The organism is Candidatus Villigracilis vicinus, from assembly GCF_016702885.1.
Lineage (GTDB): Bacteria > Chloroflexota > Anaerolineae > Anaerolineales > Villigracilaceae > Villigracilis > Villigracilis vicinus.
Map to the genome: position 1 here is coordinate 104,152 of NZ_JADJDD010000008.1, position 21,287 is coordinate 125,438.

General features: G+C 51.2%; 21 protein-coding genes, 1 pseudogene and 1 riboswitch. Of the genes and pseudogenes, 6 read left to right on the plus strand and 16 right to left on the minus strand.

Going from position 1 to position 21,287, the window contains the following annotated elements:
- The first annotated feature begins 26 nt into the window (after positions 1-26).
- From rsgA to IPG80_RS08840, 4 genes are all read left to right on the plus strand, one after another.
- Positions 27-935, plus strand: coding sequence for a ribosome small subunit-dependent GTPase A (rsgA, locus tag IPG80_RS08825; protein WP_345105357.1), 909 nt, complete (start codon positions 27-29; stop codon positions 933-935).
- Between the two features lie 95 nt (positions 936-1,030).
- A complete protein-coding gene (gene holB / locus IPG80_RS08830) occupies positions 1,031-2,038 on the plus strand; it encodes a DNA polymerase III subunit delta' (protein ID WP_345105359.1) in 1,008 nt (335 codons plus the stop codon).
- 50 nt (positions 2,039-2,088) lie between these two features.
- On the plus strand, positions 2,089-2,520 hold the full coding sequence (locus tag IPG80_RS08835) for a hypothetical protein (protein ID WP_345105361.1): 432 nt from the start codon (positions 2,089-2,091) through the stop codon (positions 2,518-2,520).
- A gap of 24 nt (positions 2,521-2,544) precedes the next feature.
- Positions 2,545-3,027: a ClbS/DfsB family four-helix bundle protein gene (locus IPG80_RS08840; RefSeq protein ID WP_345105364.1), complete on the plus strand. Its 483-nt coding sequence runs from the start codon at positions 2,545-2,547 to the stop codon at positions 3,025-3,027.
- Positions 3,028-3,060: 33 nt separating this feature from the next.
- Here IPG80_RS08840 and IPG80_RS08845 read toward each other — a convergent pair whose 3' ends face one another.
- The 6 genes from IPG80_RS08845 to IPG80_RS08870 all read right to left on the minus strand — a co-directional run bounded on the left by IPG80_RS08845 (position 3,061) and on the right by IPG80_RS08870 (position 7,595).
- Positions 3,061-3,801, minus strand: a complete 741-nt coding sequence (locus IPG80_RS08845) for an ABC transporter ATP-binding protein (RefSeq protein ID WP_345105367.1) — start codon at positions 3,799-3,801, stop codon at positions 3,061-3,063.
- 72 nt (positions 3,802-3,873) lie between these two features.
- Positions 3,874-4,851: an ABC transporter substrate-binding protein gene (locus IPG80_RS08850; RefSeq protein ID WP_345105370.1), complete on the minus strand. Its 978-nt coding sequence runs from the start codon at positions 4,849-4,851 to the stop codon at positions 3,874-3,876.
- 80 nt (positions 4,852-4,931) lie between these two features.
- Positions 4,932-5,699, minus strand: a complete 768-nt coding sequence (locus tag IPG80_RS08855) for an ABC transporter permease (protein WP_345105373.1) — start codon at positions 5,697-5,699, stop codon at positions 4,932-4,934.
- Between the two features lie 201 nt (positions 5,700-5,900).
- Positions 5,901-6,046: riboswitch (FMN riboswitch) on the minus strand.
- A 23-nt stretch (positions 6,047-6,069) separates the two neighbouring features.
- Positions 6,070-6,672 carry a hypothetical protein gene (locus IPG80_RS08860; RefSeq protein ID WP_345105376.1) on the minus strand — a complete coding sequence of 201 codons (603 nt, stop codon included), beginning with the start codon at positions 6,670-6,672 and terminating at the stop codon, positions 6,070-6,072.
- A gap of 91 nt (positions 6,673-6,763) precedes the next feature.
- Entirely contained in the window at positions 6,764-7,027 is a 264-nt protein-coding gene (locus tag IPG80_RS08865; RefSeq protein ID WP_345105378.1) for a hypothetical protein, read from the minus strand.
- 76 nt (positions 7,028-7,103) lie between these two features.
- Entirely contained in the window at positions 7,104-7,595 is a 492-nt protein-coding gene (locus IPG80_RS08870; RefSeq protein ID WP_345105629.1) for a GNAT family N-acetyltransferase, read from the minus strand.
- 287 nt (positions 7,596-7,882) lie between these two features.
- Here IPG80_RS08870 and IPG80_RS08875 point away from each other — a divergent pair, with 287 nt between their 5' ends.
- A complete protein-coding gene (locus IPG80_RS08875) occupies positions 7,883-9,169 on the plus strand; it encodes an MFS transporter (protein WP_345105381.1) in 1,287 nt (428 codons plus the stop codon).
- A gap of 39 nt (positions 9,170-9,208) precedes the next feature.
- On the opposite strand, the gene IPG80_RS08880 is transcribed toward IPG80_RS08875, so the two are convergent.
- Both IPG80_RS08880 and IPG80_RS08885 read right to left on the minus strand, forming a co-directional pair.
- Positions 9,209-11,890, minus strand: coding sequence for a valine--tRNA ligase (locus IPG80_RS08880; RefSeq protein ID WP_345105384.1), 2,682 nt, complete (start codon positions 11,888-11,890; stop codon positions 9,209-9,211).
- Between the two features lie 410 nt (positions 11,891-12,300).
- Positions 12,301-13,875: a hypothetical protein gene (locus IPG80_RS08885; RefSeq protein ID WP_345105388.1), complete on the minus strand. Its 1,575-nt coding sequence runs from the start codon at positions 13,873-13,875 to the stop codon at positions 12,301-12,303.
- A 125-nt stretch (positions 13,876-14,000) separates the two neighbouring features.
- Between IPG80_RS08885 and IPG80_RS08890 the strand changes: the two genes are divergently transcribed.
- Positions 14,001-14,765 (plus strand): sulfite exporter TauE/SafE family protein, encoded by a 765-nt coding sequence (locus IPG80_RS08890; RefSeq protein WP_345105390.1) that lies wholly within the window; start codon positions 14,001-14,003, stop codon positions 14,763-14,765.
- A 39-nt stretch (positions 14,766-14,804) separates the two neighbouring features.
- Here IPG80_RS08890 and IPG80_RS08895 read toward each other — a convergent pair whose 3' ends face one another.
- From IPG80_RS08895 to cobO, 8 genes and pseudogenes are all read right to left on the minus strand, one after another.
- Positions 14,805-15,581 carry a heme ABC transporter ATP-binding protein gene (locus IPG80_RS08895; protein ID WP_345105392.1) on the minus strand — a complete coding sequence of 259 codons (777 nt, stop codon included), beginning with the start codon at positions 15,579-15,581 and terminating at the stop codon, positions 14,805-14,807.
- 45 nt (positions 15,582-15,626) lie between these two features.
- Complete coding sequence (locus IPG80_RS08900) at positions 15,627-16,157, minus strand: GNAT family N-acetyltransferase (RefSeq protein WP_345105395.1); 531 nt, start codon at positions 16,155-16,157, stop codon at positions 15,627-15,629.
- 7 nt (positions 16,158-16,164) lie between these two features.
- Positions 16,165-16,707 carry a bifunctional adenosylcobinamide kinase/adenosylcobinamide-phosphate guanylyltransferase gene (gene cobU, locus IPG80_RS08905; RefSeq protein ID WP_345105398.1) on the minus strand — a complete coding sequence of 181 codons (543 nt, stop codon included), beginning with the start codon at positions 16,705-16,707 and terminating at the stop codon, positions 16,165-16,167.
- Complete coding sequence (locus IPG80_RS08910; protein WP_345105401.1) at positions 16,695-18,188, minus strand: cobyric acid synthase; 1,494 nt, start codon at positions 18,186-18,188, stop codon at positions 16,695-16,697. Before IPG80_RS08910 ends, cobU begins: the two co-directional genes overlap by 13 nt.
- Entirely contained in the window at positions 18,185-18,796 is a 612-nt protein-coding gene (gene cobC / locus IPG80_RS08915) for an alpha-ribazole phosphatase (protein WP_345105403.1), read from the minus strand. Before cobC ends, IPG80_RS08910 begins: the two co-directional genes overlap by 4 nt.
- 17 nt (positions 18,797-18,813) lie before the next feature.
- A complete protein-coding gene (gene cobS / locus IPG80_RS08920) occupies positions 18,814-19,545 on the minus strand; it encodes an adenosylcobinamide-GDP ribazoletransferase (protein WP_345105406.1) in 732 nt (243 codons plus the stop codon).
- Between the two features lie 82 nt (positions 19,546-19,627).
- A pseudogene (gene cobT, locus IPG80_RS08925) lies at positions 19,628-20,693 on the minus strand (nicotinate-nucleotide--dimethylbenzimidazole phosphoribosyltransferase).
- A 48-nt stretch (positions 20,694-20,741) separates the two neighbouring features.
- The gene (cobO, locus tag IPG80_RS08930; RefSeq protein ID WP_345105409.1) at positions 20,742-21,263 is read right to left on the minus strand and encodes a cob(I)yrinic acid a,c-diamide adenosyltransferase; all 522 of its coding nucleotides are present in this window, start codon (positions 21,261-21,263) and stop codon (positions 20,742-20,744) included.
- Positions 21,264-21,287: the final 24 nt, after the last annotated feature.

Sequence of the window (21,287 nt, forward strand, 5' to 3'; positions counted from 1 at the left end):
AAGTGACTGTCTCCCAAGGATTTCATTTGACAGAAACGAACGTCAAGCAAGGTTTGATCGTAAAAGCCCAATCCGGTTTCTTTTGGGTGGAAACTGGGGAGGGCGTTATTGTTTGTCAATTACGGGGGAAGCTCAAAAAAGGTAAGGCCATGGGCGATATCGCTGCATTGGGCGACCGTGTCCACATCACCTTGTTGGAAGATGGCAGCGGAGCGTTGGAAGAGGTGGAGGAGCGCAAGCAGGCTCTCGTTCGGTTAGACCCGCGCCCGCAAGGGGTCTATCAGCAAGTGCTGCTGGCAAATGCCGATCAGGCGGTCTTCGTCTTTGCCTGTGCGAACCCGGACCCGAAATTGAGAATGTTAGACCGCTTCCTCGTCATCACGGAAAAACAGAAGATTCCGGTTGTGATCGTGGCGAACAAGATCGATCTGGTGGATGACCCGAGAAATATCTTTGGCATGTATGAAAAGATCGGCTACCGCGTGATCTACACATCCACAAAGAGCGGCACAGGCTTGGAAGAACTCCGAACTCAATTACAGAAGAAGACCAGCGCATTGGCAGGACCAAGCGGTGTTGGGAAATCGAGTCTATTGAACGCGCTTCAACCGGGGCTGGGGTTGGCGGTCAATGAGATCAGCGCGGTGATGAACAAAGGCCGGCATACCACCGTCATTCGCCAGATGTTCCCGCTGGAAGGCGGCGGATATGTGGCAGATACACCCGGTTGGAAAAGCCTTGCCTTATGGGATACACAACCCGAAGAGATCGATGCCTACTTCCCTGAACTGCGCAACCTCGTGCCGCATTGTCAATTCAGCGATTGCACACATCAACATGAGCCCGGTTGTGCTGTTCTCGCGGCATTGAAGGATGGAACGATCTATGCAGAACGGTATGCCTCTTACCTGCGGCTGCGTTCTGGAAAAGAATAACACCGCCTCTTTCTCAACCTGACACTTGCTGCTTGGAATCCGATCCTTTTTCCACCACTTGACACCTCGCACTTGAGCCCTGATACTTGATTTCAATGGCTGATAACTGGAACCTTCTCGGACACGAATGGGCTGTGGATATGCTGCGTCGCCATGTGGCGCGCGGCGAAACCCGCCATGCGTATCTTTTTTCCGGACCTCCCGGCTTGGGTCGGCGGACGTTGGGGCTTCGCCTAGCTCAGGCGTTGAATTGTGAAAAGCCTGTTGCGCCGGGGGAACCATGTTTCAACTGCCGCACCTGTAAACAGATCGAAGCCATGCAGCACCCCGACCTGGCAGTCATTCAGTCCATGGATGAAGATGGCAGCTCAAAAGATGGCGGTACGCTCAAAGTGGATCAGATCCGTGAAGTGCAGCGTACGCTCAATTTGAAGCCGTATCAATCTCCATACCGCATTGCCATGTTCCTGCGCTTTCAAGAAGCCAACGACAACGCCGCCAATGCCCTGCTCAAAACCCTGGAAGAAGCCCCCGCTCATGCCGTCCTGCTCTTAACCGCAGACACCCCCGAACAACTCTTGCCGACCATTAACTCACGTTGTGAGATCCTGCGTCTGCGCCCTCTGCCGCTCGAAGCCATTATTTCAGACTTGCTAGAGCGCGGTGTGGATGAAGACCGCGCCCGTCTGCTCGCTCACATCTCTGGCGGACGCCCCGGCTTTGCCCGCCGTCTCATCGATGATGCGACCCTGCTCGAAAAACGGGAAGAACGCCTGAACGATCTTCAGACCATTTTGCCTGCTTCCCGTGTGGATAAATTTTCCTATGCCGAAAAATTATCCAAAGACAAAGACGCCATGCGTCAGACCATTTTGGTTTGGCTCACCTACTGGCGCGATGTGCTCCTGCGCGTGGCAGGGGCGGGGACGCCGCTCATCAACATTGACCGCAACATGGAGATCGAGTTCCTTGCCGGGCGGTTGGACCTTTCTTCCGCTCGCAAAGTGGTCAGTGACCATGAAAATGTTCTGGAGAAGATGGACCGCAATGTCAACTCGCGGCTGCTGGCGGAAGTGCTTTTGATGGATCTGCCAAAGGTGTAACTCAAAAGACAGTCTCCTTGTTGGCGGCTGTCTTTTTATTAGGATAAGCCATGGATCGAAAAATCATTCTTTATCGGTTATTTATTTTTGCTTCTATCTTGTTTGGTATTGCCACTATTGGATTGGGCGTCTATCTGTTTTTGAATGGACGAGATTGCCGCAGTTATAACGACTATTCCTGTGCATTTCGAGCCATGTTCAGTGCCATCGTCATTCCATATGGGCTGGTAATTCTGTTATTCGTGGGACTGACCAGCTTGCAGAATAAAACAGCCAGCCTGATCGGTTCCGTGCTATCTGCGCTATTGGGATTGGTCCATTTGGGGATGTGTTGTGTGATCGCACTAGGCGCAGCCAGTAATGCTGGTGACAGCCTGATGAGTTCGGAGATGGGCAGGTTTTTGCTGTTCCCATTGGCTGTGTTCGCAGGCGGGGTTTCATTATTCGGTGTTGGTGTTCTTGGTTTTCTAAGAACAAAATGACCCCATGGCTTTAAAGGAGGCTTCATGTTCGACCCTCGTGACAAACAACTGGCTGACTTGCAAACCGCTTATGCGGATTTTATGAATACCTTGCAGGAACTCCCTGCTGACAGCTTTCTTGCCCCTCTCGGCGATTGGACCCCGCGTGATATTGCCGCTCATTTCATCGGTTGGAACCGCATCACATTGGCGGGGTGCAGCGCCCTGCGCGAAGGTGCGGAGCCGTTCTATTTTTACGACGGCACGAACGACTATCGCAAGGTTAATGAGAAATTCTTTATGCAGTTCCCATCAGTTAGCCGCGATGAATTGATGAATGCCATTTCCTCCACGTATGATGTCCTTGTCCATTATTTGCGTTCGATCTCCGAAGGCGAATGGGAGTTGGATACGGGCATTGTCCATTATCGTGGGAGTCCTGCCACCATTGCGCGCTGTGTAGATTCACTGGTCCGCGATTACGGCAAGCATCGCCAGGAAATTGTGGAAGGTTTTTTAGGGAAGTGAAAAGAATATCCCCGCCATGAAAGCGGGGATATTTCATTCGATCGCTGAACGCAGTTTCTTAGCCAGCTTTCCAAAATGACTTGTGTAACGAATGTCATCTGTGCGCGGGCGTGGAAGGTCCACTTCTATGTCTAGTTTGATCTTGCCGGGGCGTTGGGTCAGCACAAGGACACGATCTGCTAAGAATAGTGACTCGTTGATGGAATGTGTCACCATGATGACGGTTTTTTGCTTTGCCTGCCAAATGCGTGAAAGTTCCGTCCACATGCGTTCGCGGGTGAGGGCATCCAGCGAGGCAAAGGGCTCGTCGAGCAGGAGCAGGTCGGGGTCATGGATGAGCGCGCGCGCGATCGCCACGCGCTGTGCCATTCCACCGGAGAGGTCGCGCGGGAGCGCATCTTCGAATCCTTTTAATCCCACCAGGCTGATCATCTCGCGTGCTTTGTTCTGCGCCTTGATATTCCCACTGCCTTCCAGTTCGAGCGGTAGCATGATGTTTTCCATCACGGTACGCCAGGGCATAAGGTTGGATTGTTGAAAGACCATGCCGATGCGCGGCTTATGGCTGTGCATGAAACTCACCGAGCCGGAAGTCGGTTGTAAGATCCCTGCCAGTACGCGCAGAAAGGTTGTCTTGCCTGAGCCGGATGGACCAAGAAAACAGACAAATTCGCGCGGATGGACATCGAACGATATCGCATCTAATGCGTGAAGACCGCCGTTATTATCGGGAAAAGTTACAGAGAGATCGCGGATGCTGAGAATGGGTTTCATGGTCGTGATTTTTCCGTCATTGCGAGGAGTGTTCTTTTTATGAAAGGCACTCCTCGCAATGACGGGTTTTTCCTACGGTACGAACTCGTTGGTGAACGCCTTGCTCAGGTCAATGGGATCGGGGATCAATTCCATTTTCACGAGCAGGTCGTTCATGTTCTCCCACGCTTGTGGGTCGGAGAAACCGATGCGGTCAGCCTTCCAAAACTCGATGGAGGTGTTCAAGACCTGCATCTGGACGGTTTTATCCTGATCTTTTAAATTCTCTACGAACTTCAAACTAATAGTATAGGCTTCTTCAGGATTTGCGATCGTATCTGCAATACCTTTTGCGAGAGCACGCGCCATGCCGCGAACCAGATCGGGTTCATCGGTGATGGTCTTTTCGCTGGTTACAATTCCATTGGCGGTCAGTTGGGCATAATCTGCCACACGTAGTTCGTTCAACTCTACGCCTTGTGAAGCCAGCACAATGGGTTCGTTGGCAGCGTACCCGACCACAATATCGCTTGTGCCGGTGGCGAATGCCTCAACTTGATTGAAACCGATCGCGTCCATGGTCACTTCAGAGGGATCTACGCCGCCTGCGAATAGGAGCGCTTCCAAGCCGATGAAATTCGCGCCGAACAAACCGGGCAGTCCGACCTTTTTTCCACGCAGGTCGGCAGGTTTACTGATATTCAATCCCGGTGCAGAGATGACCGAAATGGGAAATTGCTGATACCAAGCAAAGGCATATACGACAGGCAGCCCTTGCGAGCGTGCCAATAGCACTTGCTCGCCAGATGCCACAGCGAATGGAAGCTCACCTGCGCCGGTCAATGCCACACCGTCTGTCTCGAACGAATAATCAAACTCGATGGCGATGCCTTCTTCAGCAAAATAGCCCTTGTCCACAGCGACATAGAACGGTGCATACTGAATGTTCGGGATATAGCCCATTGGCAGCTTGACCGTGCGAAGTTCGCCCGCTTCGTTCGCGGACTGTGAGCTGGTGCAAGCCATCAGGCTGAGTGCCAGCCCAAGCATGAGTAAAACAACTTTCTTCATTACAAAATTTCTCCTTTGAATTTGCAAGTCACGCTTTTTGAGTGACGAGTTTTGTGCAAGTGCCGTGTTAGGATCACGGTCTACTTCTGTTGCCATTTTAAGAAACGTTTTTCCAGCAAGGTCACTATGCCGTACAAGCCCAGTGCCAGCGCAACCAACATGAATACCGCCACAAACACCATGGATGTGTCATATTGAAAATCGCCGAGTTGCAGTAAAAAGCCAAGCCCTTCCTGCGCATCCACCAACTCACCAACGATGGCGCCGATCACCGAAAGGGTCGCGCCGATACGCAGCCCGCCGAGGAGAACGGGTAACGATGCAGGCAGTTCGAGCTTCCATAAAATCTGCGAACGGGTGGCGTGCAGGGAGTTCATCAGATCGTAGAGCGAGGTTGATACAGCCCGTACCCCCACGATGGTATTGACCAATACAGGGAAGAATACGATCAACGCGCAAATGACTACCTTTGCGAAGATGCCATCTCCCAGCCAGATGACGAGCAGCGGCGCAATTGCCACAACGGGGATCGCTTGGCTCGCCACGAGGTACGGCGAAAGGATCTGTTCCAATGCGCGTGATTTGGCAAGGGCATACCCAACGATGGTGGCAAAACAAACACCGACCAGCAGCCCGAGCAGGATCTCTATCAAAGTGATGCCCGTGTGATAAAGCAAACTGCCATCGAACAAAGCCTTGAGGAAACGCATCCACACATCTGCAGGGGAGGGCAGGATGAATTTGGGGAGTCCGCTGATACGGACAATGAGCGCCCATAATGGGATCGCAAGCAGAATGGAAGCGAGCGAGAACCAGCGTGAAAAGGTGTGCAGTATTTTTGGTTTCATAAAGTTTATTCTCAAACCAGGCAGATTTTCGAAAACCTGTCTGGTCTTAAACAAAAACGCCTCAGAGTAGGTAAAACTCCGGGGCGCGAAAACAAGCAACGATCCAGGTATGAGGCGTGTGGATGCGTTAAATAAAATTCCCGAAAACAACGATCGTTTTCGGGGCGCGAATCCACACAAAATCCCATACGGATCTGTGCTCTTTACCTTCTTCTATCCAGACTATACTGTCGGCTCCGGAGTTACGCCGGATCATGCCCGTTTTCCCAACAAGGAAAGCGATGTACCTAAACAGGCTCGTGGGCTATACCACCGATCGGGAATTGCACCCTGCCCCGAAGGTTAATTAAGTTATACGCTGATTATATCATTACCAATCGATGTTCTCAGTGAGGTCAAAGGTGCGAGTGCTGGCGATGTGGCGGATGATGATGCGGCAGCCGACCGTGGTGGGAATAAATTTGTATTGATATTCCTGAATCCGTTCTTTTTGCCAGCCAATGGCAAGCAGGTTGGCATAGATCTCGCCGTCGATGTAAAAGCGGAAGTCTTTTTCGTGTTCTTCGATGATCGTTTCGAGACGATTGCTGAACCAGCGGTTGGACGCTTCACTATGTTCTTCGAACTGGATGTGTGTGCCCAGTGCCGTTTCATACGGCTTGAGCTTAAACTGATTTCCCAGCGAGTGCCTGATGCGCAGTGTGGTGTCATCTTCTTGTACATTGAAAATGAAGTTATACACGCCGCCAATGGTGCCGTAATAAGGAGTTGCCATTCCGGTTTGTTTGGGCACTTCGTTAAGTCTGTGAAACCCGACCTTGCCCTGATACTTGATCGCGGTCGTGACGCCGTGTTTGTTGATCTCACTCTGCATGTAGGCGTCGTCTGAAAGCAGGATCCATGCGGCGATCTTGTTTACTGTGGCGGCGGGGATGTGAAAATGGAGTGATTCGTAGGAGACGCGTGGGAGCATGAGGACCTTCTTTCTACAAGGAGTATAACAACAAAAGAGGGTACGGATGACTGTTGCATCCGTACCCTCTTTTGAGTTTTGTGAACGTCGTTTATTGATTTTGGAGTAAGACGTTCACTGCAGCCAACCCGCCACAAACACAGAAAGCGAGCACAAAAACGACAAGGTTATAGATGATGATGCTTTGGGTGTTGGATTTGCCCGTCTTGCCGTTGTATTGCGTGTTGCAATTCTGGCATTTGACATGGCTCATCATTCGCGGTCCGATCGCGCCGCCCCACCAGGTATAGGTGACAGGCTTGGCATTGGATTGTTTGCATTGTGGGCAGGGGGCGTACTGGGTTGGGGTTTGCATGAGATTTCTCCTGAGTTAAAGATATGGATATGGTAGGAGAAAATCTCCTTTTCGTAAATCATACCGGGGTCATGGTCTAACGCAGGCGCGCCATTGCGTATACATCCACGTATTGACCATCGCGATAACCAAAGCGGATATGAGTCCCTTCGATGATAAAGCCGAATTTTTTATACAAGGCGATGGCTGGTTCGTTATCAGTATAAACCTCAAGCTCAAGGCGGGTGAGGTTGAGCCAGTTATCAGCGAGATCAATGGCAGCTGCCATGAGCGCGGAGCCGACTCCTTTTCCCTGCCAGTCATCATGGATCGCCATGCCGATCTGTCCCACGTGTCTGCGGCGCGGTCTATGTGGGAAAGTGTGCAACCCCAATTGACCAACGACTTCATTTTCCACACAAGCGCACAGGTTGTACACCCCATCAGGGACTTCGGTGAGGCGTTTTTGCCAGGTTTCCACAGAGGGATATGGCAATTGCAGTGTCCCGCGAATGACCTTGGGACAGGAGAAGATGCGCTGATAGGCTTCGGCATCCGAAGGTTCGGTGCGGCGGATGGTGTAATTGATTGGGTTTGATAATTTGTTCATGGATACCTCAAATTATTTACAAACTCTTATTCAAAAGATCGGGTTGTTAAATCAAATATACACGATTTGGCTTCTATTTTTGCTGGTGATATAATGCATTTTATGCAACACATTTTCATGTCACAGGTGATCAATATGAGCAGACTGATGACTGCCTCCTATTTGCGCGCCTGTTTAACGGTATCTGGCTGATACCGGGCATTTCCCCTGACCTTTCCCGCGGGCGCATTTCGTTCCCGCGGGTTTCTTTTTTAACCACTACTCACATGAATTTCAAAAATAAAAACCTTCAAACGTTTTACGTTCTATTATTCGGTCAATCGATCTCTTTGTTGGGCACCGGCATGACCCGTTTTGCGGTGATGATCTGGGCATACGAACAGACCCAGTCTGCCACGGCGCTTGCTATGCTGGGATTTTTCAATTGCGTTACCTATATCGCTGCCAGTCCGTTCGCGGGTGTGCTTGTGGATCGCTGGTCGCGTAAACGCATCATGTTCTTTGCGGACTTAAGCGCGGGTCTGACTACGGTTTTTCTGTTGTTTACAAACCTGACCGGGTCTTTGCATCTCTGGCATTTGTACTTGACCATTGGCTTGGCAGGCATCTTCGAGGCATTTCAAGAACCGGCTTTCAATTCCACTGTGAGTTTGGTGGTCCCCAAAGATGACTATACCCGCGCGAATGGGTCGCTTGGCTTGGGCAGATCAATGGCGCGGATGTTTGCACCTGTCTTTGCCGGGTTGTTTCAACAAACGGTTGGGCTAAATGTCGTCCTTGGGATTGACCTGTTCACAATGGCGCTGGCTTTGTATGGATTGTTTATTATCCATATTCCAACCGTACAATCTGAAGTAAAGCCTTCAGAAAATTTCTGGGGTGAATTACGTTTTGGCTTGGACTACATTTTCAAGAATGCCGGGTTGCGAAATTTGACCTTATCCTTTTTCTTGGTCAATTTGTTCGCAACCCTGACCTACTTTGCCATCCTCTCACCCATGATTCTCACGCGCAGTGGGGGAGACGAAACTGCATTGGGCATCGTCCGCCTGGCAATGGGGGTTGGCGGTATTTTGGGAGGAGTGTGGATCATTGTATGGAAGAATCCGCAAAAGAAGGCGCGGATGTATCTCATTGCCACGGGACTCTCATTCTTGATATGTGATGTAAGCATGGCTATGAGTGACACGGTTGTCGGCTGGTCAGTGGCGGGCTTTTTGGCAGAGGTGACCATTCCGTTGATCGTTAGTCCATATTTTGCCTTGTGGCAGGAACTGGTCCCGAATCAAATTCAGGGCAGGGTCTTTTCTACACGCGAAATGATCCAGATCGGAAGTCAACCCATTGGTTATTTGTTAGGTGGTTTATTAGCCGACAACCTCTTTGAACCCGCCATGTTGAATTATGTATGGGTTCAACACTCTTTTGGTTTGTTGGTTGGCACAGGTCCCGGCGCGGGGATGTCATCCATGTTCCTATTTACTGCGTTTTTCGGCGGCTTGTTGGGGTTTGGCGGGTTGTTATCGAAATCCATTCGACAGTTGGATCGTTAAGAATTGTAGGGGCGACTCGCGAGTCGCCCCTACAACAATTTACTTCAATTGCGCCTTGATCTTTTCGGCAGTATCTTTGTACGCGGCTAACTTGTCGCGTTCTTTTTGGATGAGCGCGGCTGGAGCTTTGTTGGCGAAGTCGCCGCCGAGCAGATTTTCCAAACGCTGAATGTGAGACTCGGCTTCCTTGAGTTCTTTTTCAAGGCGGGTCTTTTCACTGGCAAGGTCCACCATGCCTGCGAGCGGCAGGTAGATTTCCACCGAGCCAACCACGAGAGCGGCAGCATCGGCGGGCTTGTCTTTTAGCGACGAGTGGATCGCGAGTTGTGAATGGTCGAGACCGGCGAGAGATGCGATCACTTTGGATTGCTCATTCAACAAGTCTGCTTTGGCTCCGGCAGAAATAAATGCAGCGATCTTTTTGGATGGGGCGACATTTTTCTCTGCGCGCAGGTTACGGATCGAGCGCACGATCTCCTGGATCAGTTCAAAGTCTTCAAGTGCTTTCGCTTCCCAGCCTTCGGGGGTGCGTGGCTCAGGATATTGGGCGATGATAAGCGCATTAGGCCAGTCTTTGCATACATCCTTGAGCGGAGATTCTTGCAAGGCATCGCGTAAGTGCCCCCAGATCTCTTCGGTCACAAAGGGAGTGAAAGGGTGCAAAAGACGCAGCGCCATGTCGAACACACGCACAAGCGTATCTGCAGCACGCGCGGCGCGTGAGCCGCCTTCGGCTAATTCTTGTTTGGCAATTTCCACATACCAGTCGGCAAAGTCTGCCCAGATGAAGTCATAGATCTGTTGACCAGCTTGCCCGTATTGGAAATTCTGGAACTGGCGCTCCACGTCATTGATGAGAGTTTGCAGACGAGCCCAGATCCAAGAGTCGGCCAGGGTGTAGTCACCAGGCTCGGCACCGGGTTGAAGCGAATTGATCGCGTTGATCACGAAACGTCCGGCATTCCAGATCTTGTTGGCAAAGTTGCGATTTGCTTCCACTTTCTTCACCGAAAGATTCATGTCGTTGCCGGGCGTGGCACCCACGAAGAGTGTGAAGCGAAGCGCATCGGTACCGAGTTCATCCATCACGGTTAACGGGTCGATCACGTTGCCTTTGGTTTTCGACATTTTCTGCCCGTGTTCGTCGCGGATGAGACCATGCAGATACACGGTGTGGAAGGGAGAAACGCCGGTGTATTCAAGTCCGCTCATGATCATGCGCGCCACCCAGAAGAACAAGATGTCGTAACCGGTTTCCATGTAGGAAGTGGGGTAGAAGTATTTGAGGTCGGGTGTTTCGTCGGGCCAGCCAAGCGTGGAGAAGGGCCACAAGCCAGACGAGAACCAAGTATCAAGCACATCATCGTCTTGATGAATGTCTTTCGAGCCGCAGGTGGCGCATTGGGTTGGGTCTTCGCGCGCCACGGTCATGTGCCCATCGGGGCAATACCAAACCGGAATGCGATGTCCCCACCACAACTGGCGGCTGATACACCAATCTTTGATGTTGTCGAGCCAGTTGAAGTAGGTCTTCTCAAAACGCTCAGGCACGATCTTGATGCGACCATCTTTCACGGCATCCAACCCGGCATTCGCCATCGACTCGATTTTCACGAACCACTGTTCCGAGATCATCGGCTCGACAATTTCACCGCCCCGCTGTGAGCGGGGGATGGTGGTGCGGTAGGGTTCGGTCTTGATGACCAGCCCCGCCTCTTTCATATCCGCCCAGAGTTGTTTGCGCGCCTCGAAGCGATCCAAGCCGGAATATTTTCCGCCATTCTCGTTCACCTTGGCTTCTTTATCCAACATGGAGATCATGGGTAGGTTGTGTTTTTGCGCGATGGCATAGTCGTTCGGGTCATGCGCGGGTGTGATCTTCAATGCGCCGGTTCCGAATTCCATGCTGACGTATTCATCTCCGATGATGGGGATCTCACGTCCGAGCATGGGCACGACGGCGGTCTTGCCAATGAATTTTTTGAAGCGTTCATCTTCCGGGTGGACAGCCACAGCCGTATCGCCCAAGATCGTTTCAGGGCGGATGGTCGCTACGGGAATGAAGTCGTCAGAATCTTTTAGTTTGTATTTGAAGTAATACAACGTGGCATCTTCCTCGGAGTATTCCACTTCGAGGTCAGACACGGCGGTCTTAAGTCCAGGCGACCAGTTGATGAGACGCGGTCCGCGATAGATCATGCCCTTCTCATACAGTCGCACGAAGGCTTCACGCACTGCCCGGCTGAGACCCTCGTCCATGGTGAAGCGTTCGCGGTCCCAGTCGCAAGAGGCGCCGAGGCGGCGAATCTGACCGGTGATCTGACCGGCGTATTTTCGCTTCCATTCCCAGGTGCGGTCAAGGAATTTTTCGCGCCCAATCGCTTCTCGATTGGTACCTTCTTTGATGAGTTCTCGTTCCACCATTAACTGCGTGGCAATACCCGCATGGTCCGTGCCGGGAACCCAAAGCGTGGAAAAACCTTTCATGCGGTGATAACGGATCATCAGATCTTCCACGCTGACGAACATGGCATGGCCGAGGTGTAATTCACCAGTCACGTTCGGCGGCGGGATGGAGATGACGAACGGTTTGACGTTCGGATCAAAATCAGGTTGATTCGGGTCATTGTGCGGTTTGAAATATTTGCCCGCTTCCCACATGGCATAGATGCGTGATTCGGTATCTTTGAAGTCGTAGGCTTTGGGTAATTCTTTGGTCATTCTTGCTCCTTGGTCAATCGGTATTCGTAACTCGGGATTCGGGAATTGGAAAGGCAGCTTGCAAAACACAAAGCCCAATTCCCATATCCCGATTCCCCTTAAATAAAAACGCCTCGTCCATTCTGAGGACGAAGCGCAGGCTCCGCGGTACCACCTCGGTTTCCCGCATGGGCGGGACACTCACTAGCTGACAACCATCAGCCTTTGCTGTAACGGGCAACCCCGTGCCGGTCTACTCTCGAACAGATTTCTTCGGCAGATCCACTCAGACGACTTCGGTGCTGTTTGCCTGCGGACGCTTCCACCTAGCACATCCTTCTCTATCAGGGAACCTTGCACGTACTACTTCCAAGGACTGGGATTATACAGTTTCATACAAAGCCAGTCAAGCGCCGATGTTGCGGCGCAGTTTACTTCGGTTCCCAGACCTGCACCACCCATTTTTGTTCGGTCTGATCCATGTATAAAATGAGTTCGTCGGTCATCACGTAGTTTTCAGCGATCAAATTCAGGTCGTAGAAAACTTCCACATCCTTGGAGGTAACGATCAGGTCATATTCCTGTTTTGCGATGGCGTCATTAATGGATTTTGTGTATTCCTGCCCGTCGTTGTAAAAATCTTCAAAAGATGGACCTAGCAGAAGATTATCTGGATAGGGCTTCATGGTGTAGTAGTAGTCCGTTTGCCCCGAATCGACCGGCTTGATGCCAAGTTCGATCAGCCTCGAGGTGATGGTGGGGGAGTTCAAAACACGCATGGAAGGTTTCAGGTAGGAGAATAATTTTTCCCATTCAACGGAATTTTTCTCTGCCAGCATTTGCGGACTGATCGTGTTGTATTGCCAATAAAAAAGGTTGGCAAGCACCAACCCCGCGGAGAGGATGGGCGCTGCTTTCTGCTTCTCAAAATTAACGAAGAACCAAAATAGGAAGGTTGGCACCACCAATTCATACGCGTAACTGAGATAGTTGCCAACATGTGAGCCCAACACGAGAACGAACGTCAATAAGCACAGGATGAAAATATATAAGTAATAATCAAAGGAAAAGGTGAGCAACGGCGTATCCCATGCAGAGATATCGAACGACGCCCTTTTTGTGAGGTTGTTTTGCGGGGAGATATTTCGGCTGCCGTTCCAAAAAGACAGGATGGTCAATAGCAAGATCGGCGCAAAATAGATCGAAAGCCACTTTAGTTGAGAGGTTAAGTGATCCAATTCGCGGAATGTGTTTGATACATTGCCTCGAAGGACATCGGTGAAATAAAGTGGGTAGACGGAGCGAATGACCCCGAACGCGATCACAAATAAGGCGAGGAAAAGCAGGAAATACGCAAGCGCTTTTTTCTTGGAGACGAACAGGAACACATAGGATAGGACCAGCCCCATGGAGAGCACGAAATAGGCTTTTGTGTGGAATGCCAGCAAGGCAAGTACCATGCTGAGCGTCATGCTGGGTTTATCAAATGAGCGTAGATACGGGATGAATATTGCAGTGAGAAATAGGAATGTCCCCATCGTTGTCGGTGCAGACCCGATGCCGCCGCGCCCGATAAAACCGATGATGATAAAGGCGCTGCAAGCCAGAGCGGCGGGAAACTTGCGCCCCCGGCTGAAGACCACCCAAAAGCCAAACGTTGTGGATAACAAAATGAAAATGAAGGTCACCCAGCGATGGATGTGCAAGGTGTTTCCGAAAAGAAGCGCGAACGGCAGCACTGCCGTGCTGTATGCAATGCTGTAATTGTTGAAGGCAAGTGGGTGGTTCTCAAATATATAAGGATTCTCTCCATGAATGAGCATGGATGTTAATACTTGCGGCGCACCCTCACGAAAGCCGATCTGGTAAGGGGTTGATATTGTTATTCTTGCAAAATAAAGTGACCAAAAAACGGAGATCAATGTGCCAACGAGCAGGACCGAAACGGCTATGTGTTCATTGAATTTGTTTTGCTTGGGGGAAGATGATGTGTGTGTGTCGGGCATGTGTTATTTGAGTTCCGCGGTCTGGCGTGGGGATGTGGTTGGCACACTATACCATACTATCGAAGGCGTACATTTTTAGTGGACGGTGTGAGGTTTATAATCAATTCCAAGGAAAACATCATTCCATGTCTCTTACACCTCTTCAATATCTTTTGGCTGCTTTGGCAGCCCTTGCAGCAGGCGCCATCAATGCCCTCGCTGGCGGCGGGACGCTCATCACCTTCCCCATGTTGACCTTTCTTGGCGTGCCCGCTGTCGTTGCTAATGTGACCAATACGGTCGCGCTTTGTCCCGGTTATTTTGGCGGGACATTGGCTCAGATGAAAGACCTGCGCGATCAAACCAAACGCTTGTGGTTGCTGCTGCCTGCCAGTGCAGTGGGCGGCATTCTGGGCGGATTTTTACTCCTGCGCACTGGCGAAAAATTGTTTACCGAACTAGTGCCGTATTTGATCCTTTTGGCATGTGTGCTGCTTGCCATTCAAGACCCGGTTCGTGCCTGGCTCACAAAACGGATGGCAGAGGGGCAGGGAGCAAAGCTGGAGCAAATGTCCTGGCTGCCAGTTGGGCTCGCCTCGATCTACGGCGGATACTTTGGTGCGGGCTTGAGTGTGATCGTGCTCTCGGCTCTCGGCTTAACCCTGGAAGACACGCTTACCCGGTTGAACGCGCTCAAACAGGCAGTTGGGTTTGCGGTTAATGTGGCAGCGGCGGTGTTCTTCATATTTTCCGGGCATGTGATCTGGTCGATCGCATTAGTGATGGCGATAGGGGCGTTGGTCGGCGGGAATTTAGGCGGACGACTGGCTGGCAAGATCAAACCATCCACACTGCGGTGGACGGTGGTAACGATCGGTGTGATCGTGGCGATCATTTATTTTGTGAGGTAAAAGCAGACCGCAGACCATCGACCACGGTCGATGGTCTGCTTATTTTTGAGCAATTCCTGGCAGCACAAGCGGGGAATCTTCAAAGGGGTGTTCTACAACTTGCACGGGCAAACAATAGGCATTGGAAATTTTTTCGGGGGTAAGCACAGCACGGGGTGTACCGACGGCGTCCAGTTTTCCGCCAACCAATAAAGCAACGCGGTCTGCATAGCGGGCGGCTAGATTTAGATCATGCAGGGCGATCAGAACGGCAAGCTTTTCTTTGTGTGCCAGATCGCGGATCAACTCTAATAAACTGACTTGATATTGCAGATCCAAATGGGAGGTCGGCTCGTCAAGCAACAAGATCGGCGTGGATTGACATAAGGCGCGAGCGAGTAAAATGCGCTGAGCTTCACCGCCGGAGAGTTCGCTTACCCGCCTGTCTGTAAAGCTCAAGGCGTTGACACGGCTCAGGGCTTGACGAGTCAACTCTTCGTCGTGGGCAGAGGCGTTTCCGAGAAAGCCAAGGTACGGTGTGCGCCCCATCAAAACCGTTTCCCAAACGCTAAAGGCGGGCGGCAGGGATATCGCCTGTGGTACGACAGCAACATACCTGGCGCGCTGCATCGGGTCGAGTGCGTGGAAGTCGTTGCCATTCGTGTGTACCGACCCTGTGGATGGGATGACGCCACTCACAGCCCGGATGATGGTGGATTTGCCTGCGCCGTTCGGTCCAATGAGTGCGAGCACTTCACCGTGATGGACTTCAAAAGAGACGTCATGCAGAACTTGATGTCCGTGATATGAGGCAGAGAGGTTTTGGATTTTTAGCATGGGGGTATCTCGCAGAGCGGGTGATTTTGCCGCCTTTGCAATAAATTAAAAGATCAAATACCAATATAATGCAGTTTCTTTTTTGTTGGGGTTGATGGCTTTGTATACGTTATGGTCGAAGCCGCTTAACACGAAACCGCAGGACGCATATAGTGTACAAGCTGAGACATTATCATCCTGTGTTTCGAGCATTACACCGGGAAATTCATTTTCGCGTGCCCATTGAATGCCGTGTTCAAGCAAGGCGCGCCCTATCTTAAGACCGCGAAATTCAGGGTTGACGACGAGGTCTTCCACGTAACCGAACTGATTCCACCATTTGAGCAAGCGGATGCGTCCGGCGAGTTTGCCGTCCACTTCTGCAATGAAAACGGTGGGTGGGATTTCTGAAAACCCATAGTCCGAATCTTCAAGCTGGACTTCGCGTTCATAGGGTGGTTCGACAGGGGCGATGCTGTAAACGAGCTTTTCGTTTTCGATATTGAGAACGAGTCTGGATCTCACAATGGATTTTCGATCGAATTGTTTTGCCAGTGACGTTTCACCGGTACTTAGTTTGCGAATGCTCACGCTCATATGCTTCCTATCCTTTGACCGGCATTGGAATGCCAGCCACCATCAAAATAACTTTATCCGCGGCTTGTGCGAGGCGTTGATTTGCCCAGCCCAACCCATCGCGATATACCCGTCCCATTTGGTAGGGCGGGACAAGCCCCAAGCCCACCTCGTTTGAAACGATCAGCCATTCTTGCTGCGACGTTTGAATGGCTTCCAGCAATGCTTCTGTCTCGGTTTGGGTCGTTTTCATGAATAGGGCTTCATCTGCAAAATCATCTTTAACGAATTGCATTAATAGGTTTGTCACCCAAAGTGTGACGCAATCGAGAATGACCACATCTGATTTTATCTGCGAAACGCTTGGTGTGATGTTGAGCGGAAGTTCGAGCGTCTCCCAATATGCGGGGCGCTCGGTTTTGTGTTTTTGAATCCTTGTGGTCATTTCATCATCGTACGCCTGCGCTGTAGCAATGAATGTGACCGGCTTCTTTGATTCTTCGGCTAGTTTTAACGCATAGGAGGATTTTCCGCTGCGCGCGCCGCCAAGAATTAGGGTTATCTTTCCCATATGATCTTCTCCAACAGCGGCATGTTCAATGCACTTTCCACTGCATCTGCCAGCGCTTCCAGCGATTCTTCGAAACGCACAGATTGTGAAGAAGCTTCTCCCTGCCAGCCGAGGCTTTTGAGCCAGGCGTGCCGAAAATTATCGTTTTGGAATAAGCCATGAAGATAGCAACCCCAAACTTTTCCATTGGGTGAAACGGCTCCATCTTTAACGCTGACCTGTTCGCCGTTTCGATGGAATATTTCCAACCATTGAGTTTTACTGTGAGTCTCGCCTGCATGGATCTCGTACCCTGTGATGGTTTCGCCAGCAAGTGTTGAAAAACCTAAGATACGCGCATCAACCTGGTGGGTGGCTTTCTTTTCGGCGAAGGTTGTAACAAGCGGAAGAAGCTCCAGCCCATGCATTGAATCGTCATGCGATTCGACATGCAGTGGATCATGAATGCTTTGCCCAAGCATTTGATACCCACCGCAAATTCCAACGACAGCCCCGCCTTGTTTTGCAAAGCGGATGATCGCGTCTGCCAGCCCGGTTTGACGCAGCCAGTTCAGGTCTGCCATGGTGCTTTTTGTGCCCGGGATGATAATGGCATGCGGCGTCCCAAGCTGACTCGCCGAGTCTACATGACGGATGTGGACGCCAGGCTCGGCTCGCAGGGCGTCGAAATCGTCGAAGTTGGCAATGCGGGGCAAAGCCAAAATGGCGATATCTGTTTGGGCTGGGGAAGCAGGCTGGGCGGCGAGAGAAGCGGCTTCTACAGAGACGGCATCTTCGTCGGGAAGGGAGAGTCCTTTTAGGTAGGGGACGACTCCCAGCACGGGAATTCCTCCTTTTTGTTCGATGATCTGAATGCCATCTTCAAAGAGAGATAGATCGCCGCGGAATTTATTGACTACGAAGCCGCGTATCAAGGCGCGTTCATCGGGCTCGAGAAGCCAAAGTGTGCCGAGCAATTGTGCGAATATCCCGCCGCGGTCTATGTCGCCGATAAGCAGCACTGGAGATTTGGCATATTGCGCCACTGCCATATTAACGATATCGCCATATCTCAAATTTAGTTCAGCGGGACTGCCTGCCCCTTCAATGATAACGAGTTCATGTTCGGCGCGCAGGCGATCGAGGGACTGTGTAACATGTTCCCAAAGGATCTGCTTTTTTTCGTAATAGGTTTTTGCTTCAAGAGTTTTCCATGGACGACCCATAAGGACGATCTGTGAACGAGAATCAGCTTCGGGTTTTATCAGAACGGGGTTCATGTCTACAGTGGGGGCGAGTTTGGCTGCGACGGCTTGCAAGGCTTGGGCTCGACCGATCTCACTGCCATCTGCACAGACCGCGGCATTGTTAGACATGTTCTGCGCTTTGAAAGGGGCAACCTTGATCCCACGCCGCGCATAGATTCGGCACAGTGCAGTGACAAGCAGGCTTTTCCCTGCAGAGGAACTGCTGCCCTGGATCATTAAGGTCTTGGCTGTCATTTTGCTCTCTCAAGATGCGAGATGTCGTTTAAGAGGTTTATAATTGCCCCATCTTCGAATACGTTCAATTCTGATAAAGAAGCCTGTGACACGCGGAATTGCCAATAGCGGCTCAAGTCTACGCCGAGGGTGGCGGCAATAAGTGTTTGAAGCGCTCCACTGTGAGAGACAATGAGAACAGTTTGATCTGCGTGTTTTTTTTTGATCTCGTGAAGAGCAGTCGTTACCCGTTCTGCCAGTTGGTGATGTGTCTCACCGTTCGGGGTGGAGATGTTGAGTGAGTCTTTCATCCAGGCGGCAAACAATTCTGGCGAGTGCGCGGACATTTCTTCATAGGTCATGCCTTCCCAGTCGCCGAAGGATAGTTCGCGCCAACGCATATCGGCATGAGGTTCGATCCCATGGAAGGCAGCAACAGACTTGGCAGTGGTCATGGCGCGGGTGAGGTCGCTGGAATAAATGGCGTGGATAGTTTCAGATGATAGTCGTTCGGCAAGTTGTTCCGTTTGCAGAATGCCAACTTGATTCAAGGCTGTATCACTATGCCCTTGGTAACGGCGGGCAATGTTCCAGTCGGTTTGTCCGTGGCGGGTTAGAAAAAGTTTCAAGGGGTGGGTTCCAAGTTTCAGATGAAGTTTGCAGTAAAGGCGACGAGGATAAGCATTTCAACCAGGGTGGTGACTGTTCCATAAATGTCGCCGGTGAGCCCGGGGATAAGTCGCATGGTGTAGGCGGCAGTGAGATAGGCAATGAGCGCTGCACCAACCATGAAAGCGAATCCCAGCCAGCCAAGGACCAACCAGGAGGTGATCCCTGCAATGAGTGTAGCGATGATGATCTCGCGGAAGGTGACGTTCCGTTTCATCTCAATGCCCAGCCCATCTTCACGGGCGTAAGGGAAGGCATAGATCACAAGCGGAGATGCCCAGCGTCCGAGTGTGGTTGCAAGCATTATGGATGGGAAGAGGTGTAAAGTTGAAGAAAGAGCCGCATATTGGGTTAGCAGCACAAGGATGCCGCCGATCGTCCCAAATGCCCCCATGCGTGAGTCTTTCATGATCTCGAGACGGCGTTCCGGGGTCCAGCCGCCGAATAAGCCATCGAGAGTGTCCATAAAACCGTCGAGATGGAAGAAGCGTGTGAAGGCGATCCACGCGCAGAGGGTCAGCGCGGCAGAGACGGTTTGTGGGAAAAGCAAGGCGGCGGCACGGTTCACCCCGTAAAGTGCAAAACCAAGCAAGACACCCACAAGCGGGAACCAGCCTACGGCACGTCCCATCTCTTGCGAGGTGAACATGCGTTTGATGATCGTGGGGAAGATGGTAAGGAATTGAAAGGCGGCAATAAGTGAGGTCATATTATTTCGTGTCATTGTGAGGGTGATAACGAGAAACAGTCCTGCGAATTGTTACAATGGTCATACTCCGCACAAAGATATATCACTCCTTTCCACTTATGCCAGCTTCATCGAAGGTTGCCATTTCGTTTAATATTTTGCATGCTGCTTCTGCCAATGAAATGCCAAGTACTGCGCCGGTGCCTTCGCCGAGACGCAGGTCCAGATCAAGCAAGGGTTTCAGCCCAAGCCATTCAAGCATGAGGGTATGTCCCTTTTCCTTTGAGCGGTGTGCTGAAATTAAATAAGGTCTGCATTGTGGTGCGACCATTACTGCGATCATTGCCGCCGCTGTGGAAATAAAACCATCCACCATCACCGGTACATGCTTTGATGCTGCGCCGAGCATCACACCTGCCAACCCGCCAATTTCAAAGCCGCCTACTTTGGCAAGAATATCCACACCGTCTTCGAGGCTGGGTTTATTTACTTTTAACCCACGCTTCACCGCATGGATCTTGCGTATCAGCCCGGTTTGATCCACGCCAGTGCCATGCCCAACAATATCTTCTGGGGAGCGTCCTAAAATGCAGGCGGCGATCGCTGCAGAAGGTGTTGTGTTGCCGATCCCCATATCGCCTGTACCGAGGATATCCGCACCATTTGATATTTCATCCAATGCGATTTCGATCCCGCTCTGAATGGTTTCTTCTGCCTGTTGACGGCTCATGGCTGCACCTTTTGCCAGATTCATCGTCCCCAAGCCGACTCTCCGCCGATGCAGAAGCGGGGCTTCATTCTTTAGGCGAATTTATTTCACCGGCAACGCCCATATCAACTACAACTACACGTGCCCCTGTATGACGTGCCAACACGTTGATCGCTGCACCGCCATGCAAAAAGTTCAAGACCATTTGCGGCGTTACTTCCTGAGGGTATGCGCTAACACCCTCAGCTGCAACACCGTGATCCCCTGCCATGATAACGATGACCCTGTTATTGATCGAAGGGAATGGTTTACGCTGGATCCCCGCCAGTTGGATCGAAAGTTCTTCCAGCCGACCTAAACTGCCTGCTGGTTTGGTGAGTTGACTTTGCCGTTGGCGTGCCGCGTCCATTGCGGTTTGATCGAGTGGTTGGATACATCTGATGGTTTCGGTGATGGTCATGATAGTCCCTTACATATCACATAAGACTTGTTCTGTGATATGTAAAAATCAAAATTCGATGCCTGCCTGTGCCACAATGCCTTGCTCGTATGGATGTTTGATGAGCGTCATTTCTGTAACGAGGTCGGCTTGTTGGGTCAAGGCTTCAGGGGCAGACCTGCCGGTGATAATGAGATGCAAATTTGCAGGTCGATGGAGGCTCAGCCAATCCAGCACTTCGGTCGTGTTGAGCCATTGATAGGTGAGGGTGTAGGTAAATTCGTCCAGCACGATCAGGTCGTAATTGCCGCTAGCGATCTTTTCTTTGGCGATCTCCCAGCCATGACGTGCCCGCGCAATGGTCTCATCCATGTCTTTGGACGTCCATGTAAACCCATCGCCGGTGGTGACCCATTCAATGCCGAGTTTCTTGGCGGCTTTGATCTCACCCCATTGTCCCGTTTCTGCCTTGATGAATTGCACCACGCAGATGCGAAATCCGCGCCCCCAGGCACGCAGGACGGTTCCGAAGGCTGCCGTACTTTTTCCCTTGCCATCGCCAGTGTTGACGATGAGGAGTCCTTTTTTCATTTGTTATCCTTTTCATTAAGCAGA

Coding starts and splice junctions, on each gene's coding strand:
- IPG80_RS08835 (WP_345105361.1), top strand. CDS start 2,089: ATGGATCGAAAAATCATTCTTTATCGGTTATTTATTTTTGCTTCTATC.
- IPG80_RS08880 (WP_345105384.1), bottom strand. CDS start 11,890: ATGACCAAAGAATTACCCAAAGCCTACGACTTCAAAGATACCGAATCA.
- IPG80_RS08860 (WP_345105376.1), bottom strand. CDS start 6,672: ATGCTCCCACGCGTCTCCTACGAATCACTCCATTTTCACATCCCCGCC.
- IPG80_RS08850 (WP_345105370.1), bottom strand. CDS start 4,851: ATGAAGAAAGTTGTTTTACTCATGCTTGGGCTGGCACTCAGCCTGATG.
- cobU (WP_345105398.1), bottom strand. CDS start 16,707: ATGGGAAAGATAACCCTAATTCTTGGCGGCGCGCGCAGCGGAAAATCC.
- IPG80_RS08840 (WP_345105364.1), top strand. CDS start 2,545: ATGTTCGACCCTCGTGACAAACAACTGGCTGACTTGCAAACCGCTTAT.
- cobS (WP_345105406.1), bottom strand. CDS start 19,545: ATGACCTCACTTATTGCCGCCTTTCAATTCCTTACCATCTTCCCCACG.
- holB (WP_345105359.1), top strand. CDS start 1,031: ATGGCTGATAACTGGAACCTTCTCGGACACGAATGGGCTGTGGATATG.
- IPG80_RS08865 (WP_345105378.1), bottom strand. CDS start 7,027: ATGCAAACCCCAACCCAGTACGCCCCCTGCCCACAATGCAAACAATCC.
- IPG80_RS08875 (WP_345105381.1), top strand. CDS start 7,883: ATGAATTTCAAAAATAAAAACCTTCAAACGTTTTACGTTCTATTATTC.
- IPG80_RS08890 (WP_345105390.1), top strand. CDS start 14,001: ATGTCTCTTACACCTCTTCAATATCTTTTGGCTGCTTTGGCAGCCCTT.
- IPG80_RS08895 (WP_345105392.1), bottom strand. CDS start 15,581: ATGCTAAAAATCCAAAACCTCTCTGCCTCATATCACGGACATCAAGTT.
- IPG80_RS08900 (WP_345105395.1), bottom strand. CDS start 16,157: ATGAGCGTGAGCATTCGCAAACTAAGTACCGGTGAAACGTCACTGGCA.
- IPG80_RS08910 (WP_345105401.1), bottom strand. CDS start 18,188: ATGACAGCCAAGACCTTAATGATCCAGGGCAGCAGTTCCTCTGCAGGG.
- IPG80_RS08885 (WP_345105388.1), bottom strand. CDS start 13,875: ATGCCCGACACACACACATCATCTTCCCCCAAGCAAAACAAATTCAAT.
- cobO (WP_345105409.1), bottom strand. CDS start 21,263: ATGAAAAAAGGACTCCTCATCGTCAACACTGGCGATGGCAAGGGAAAA.
- IPG80_RS08845 (WP_345105367.1), bottom strand. CDS start 3,801: ATGAAACCCATTCTCAGCATCCGCGATCTCTCTGTAACTTTTCCCGAT.
- IPG80_RS08855 (WP_345105373.1), bottom strand. CDS start 5,699: ATGAAACCAAAAATACTGCACACCTTTTCACGCTGGTTCTCGCTCGCT.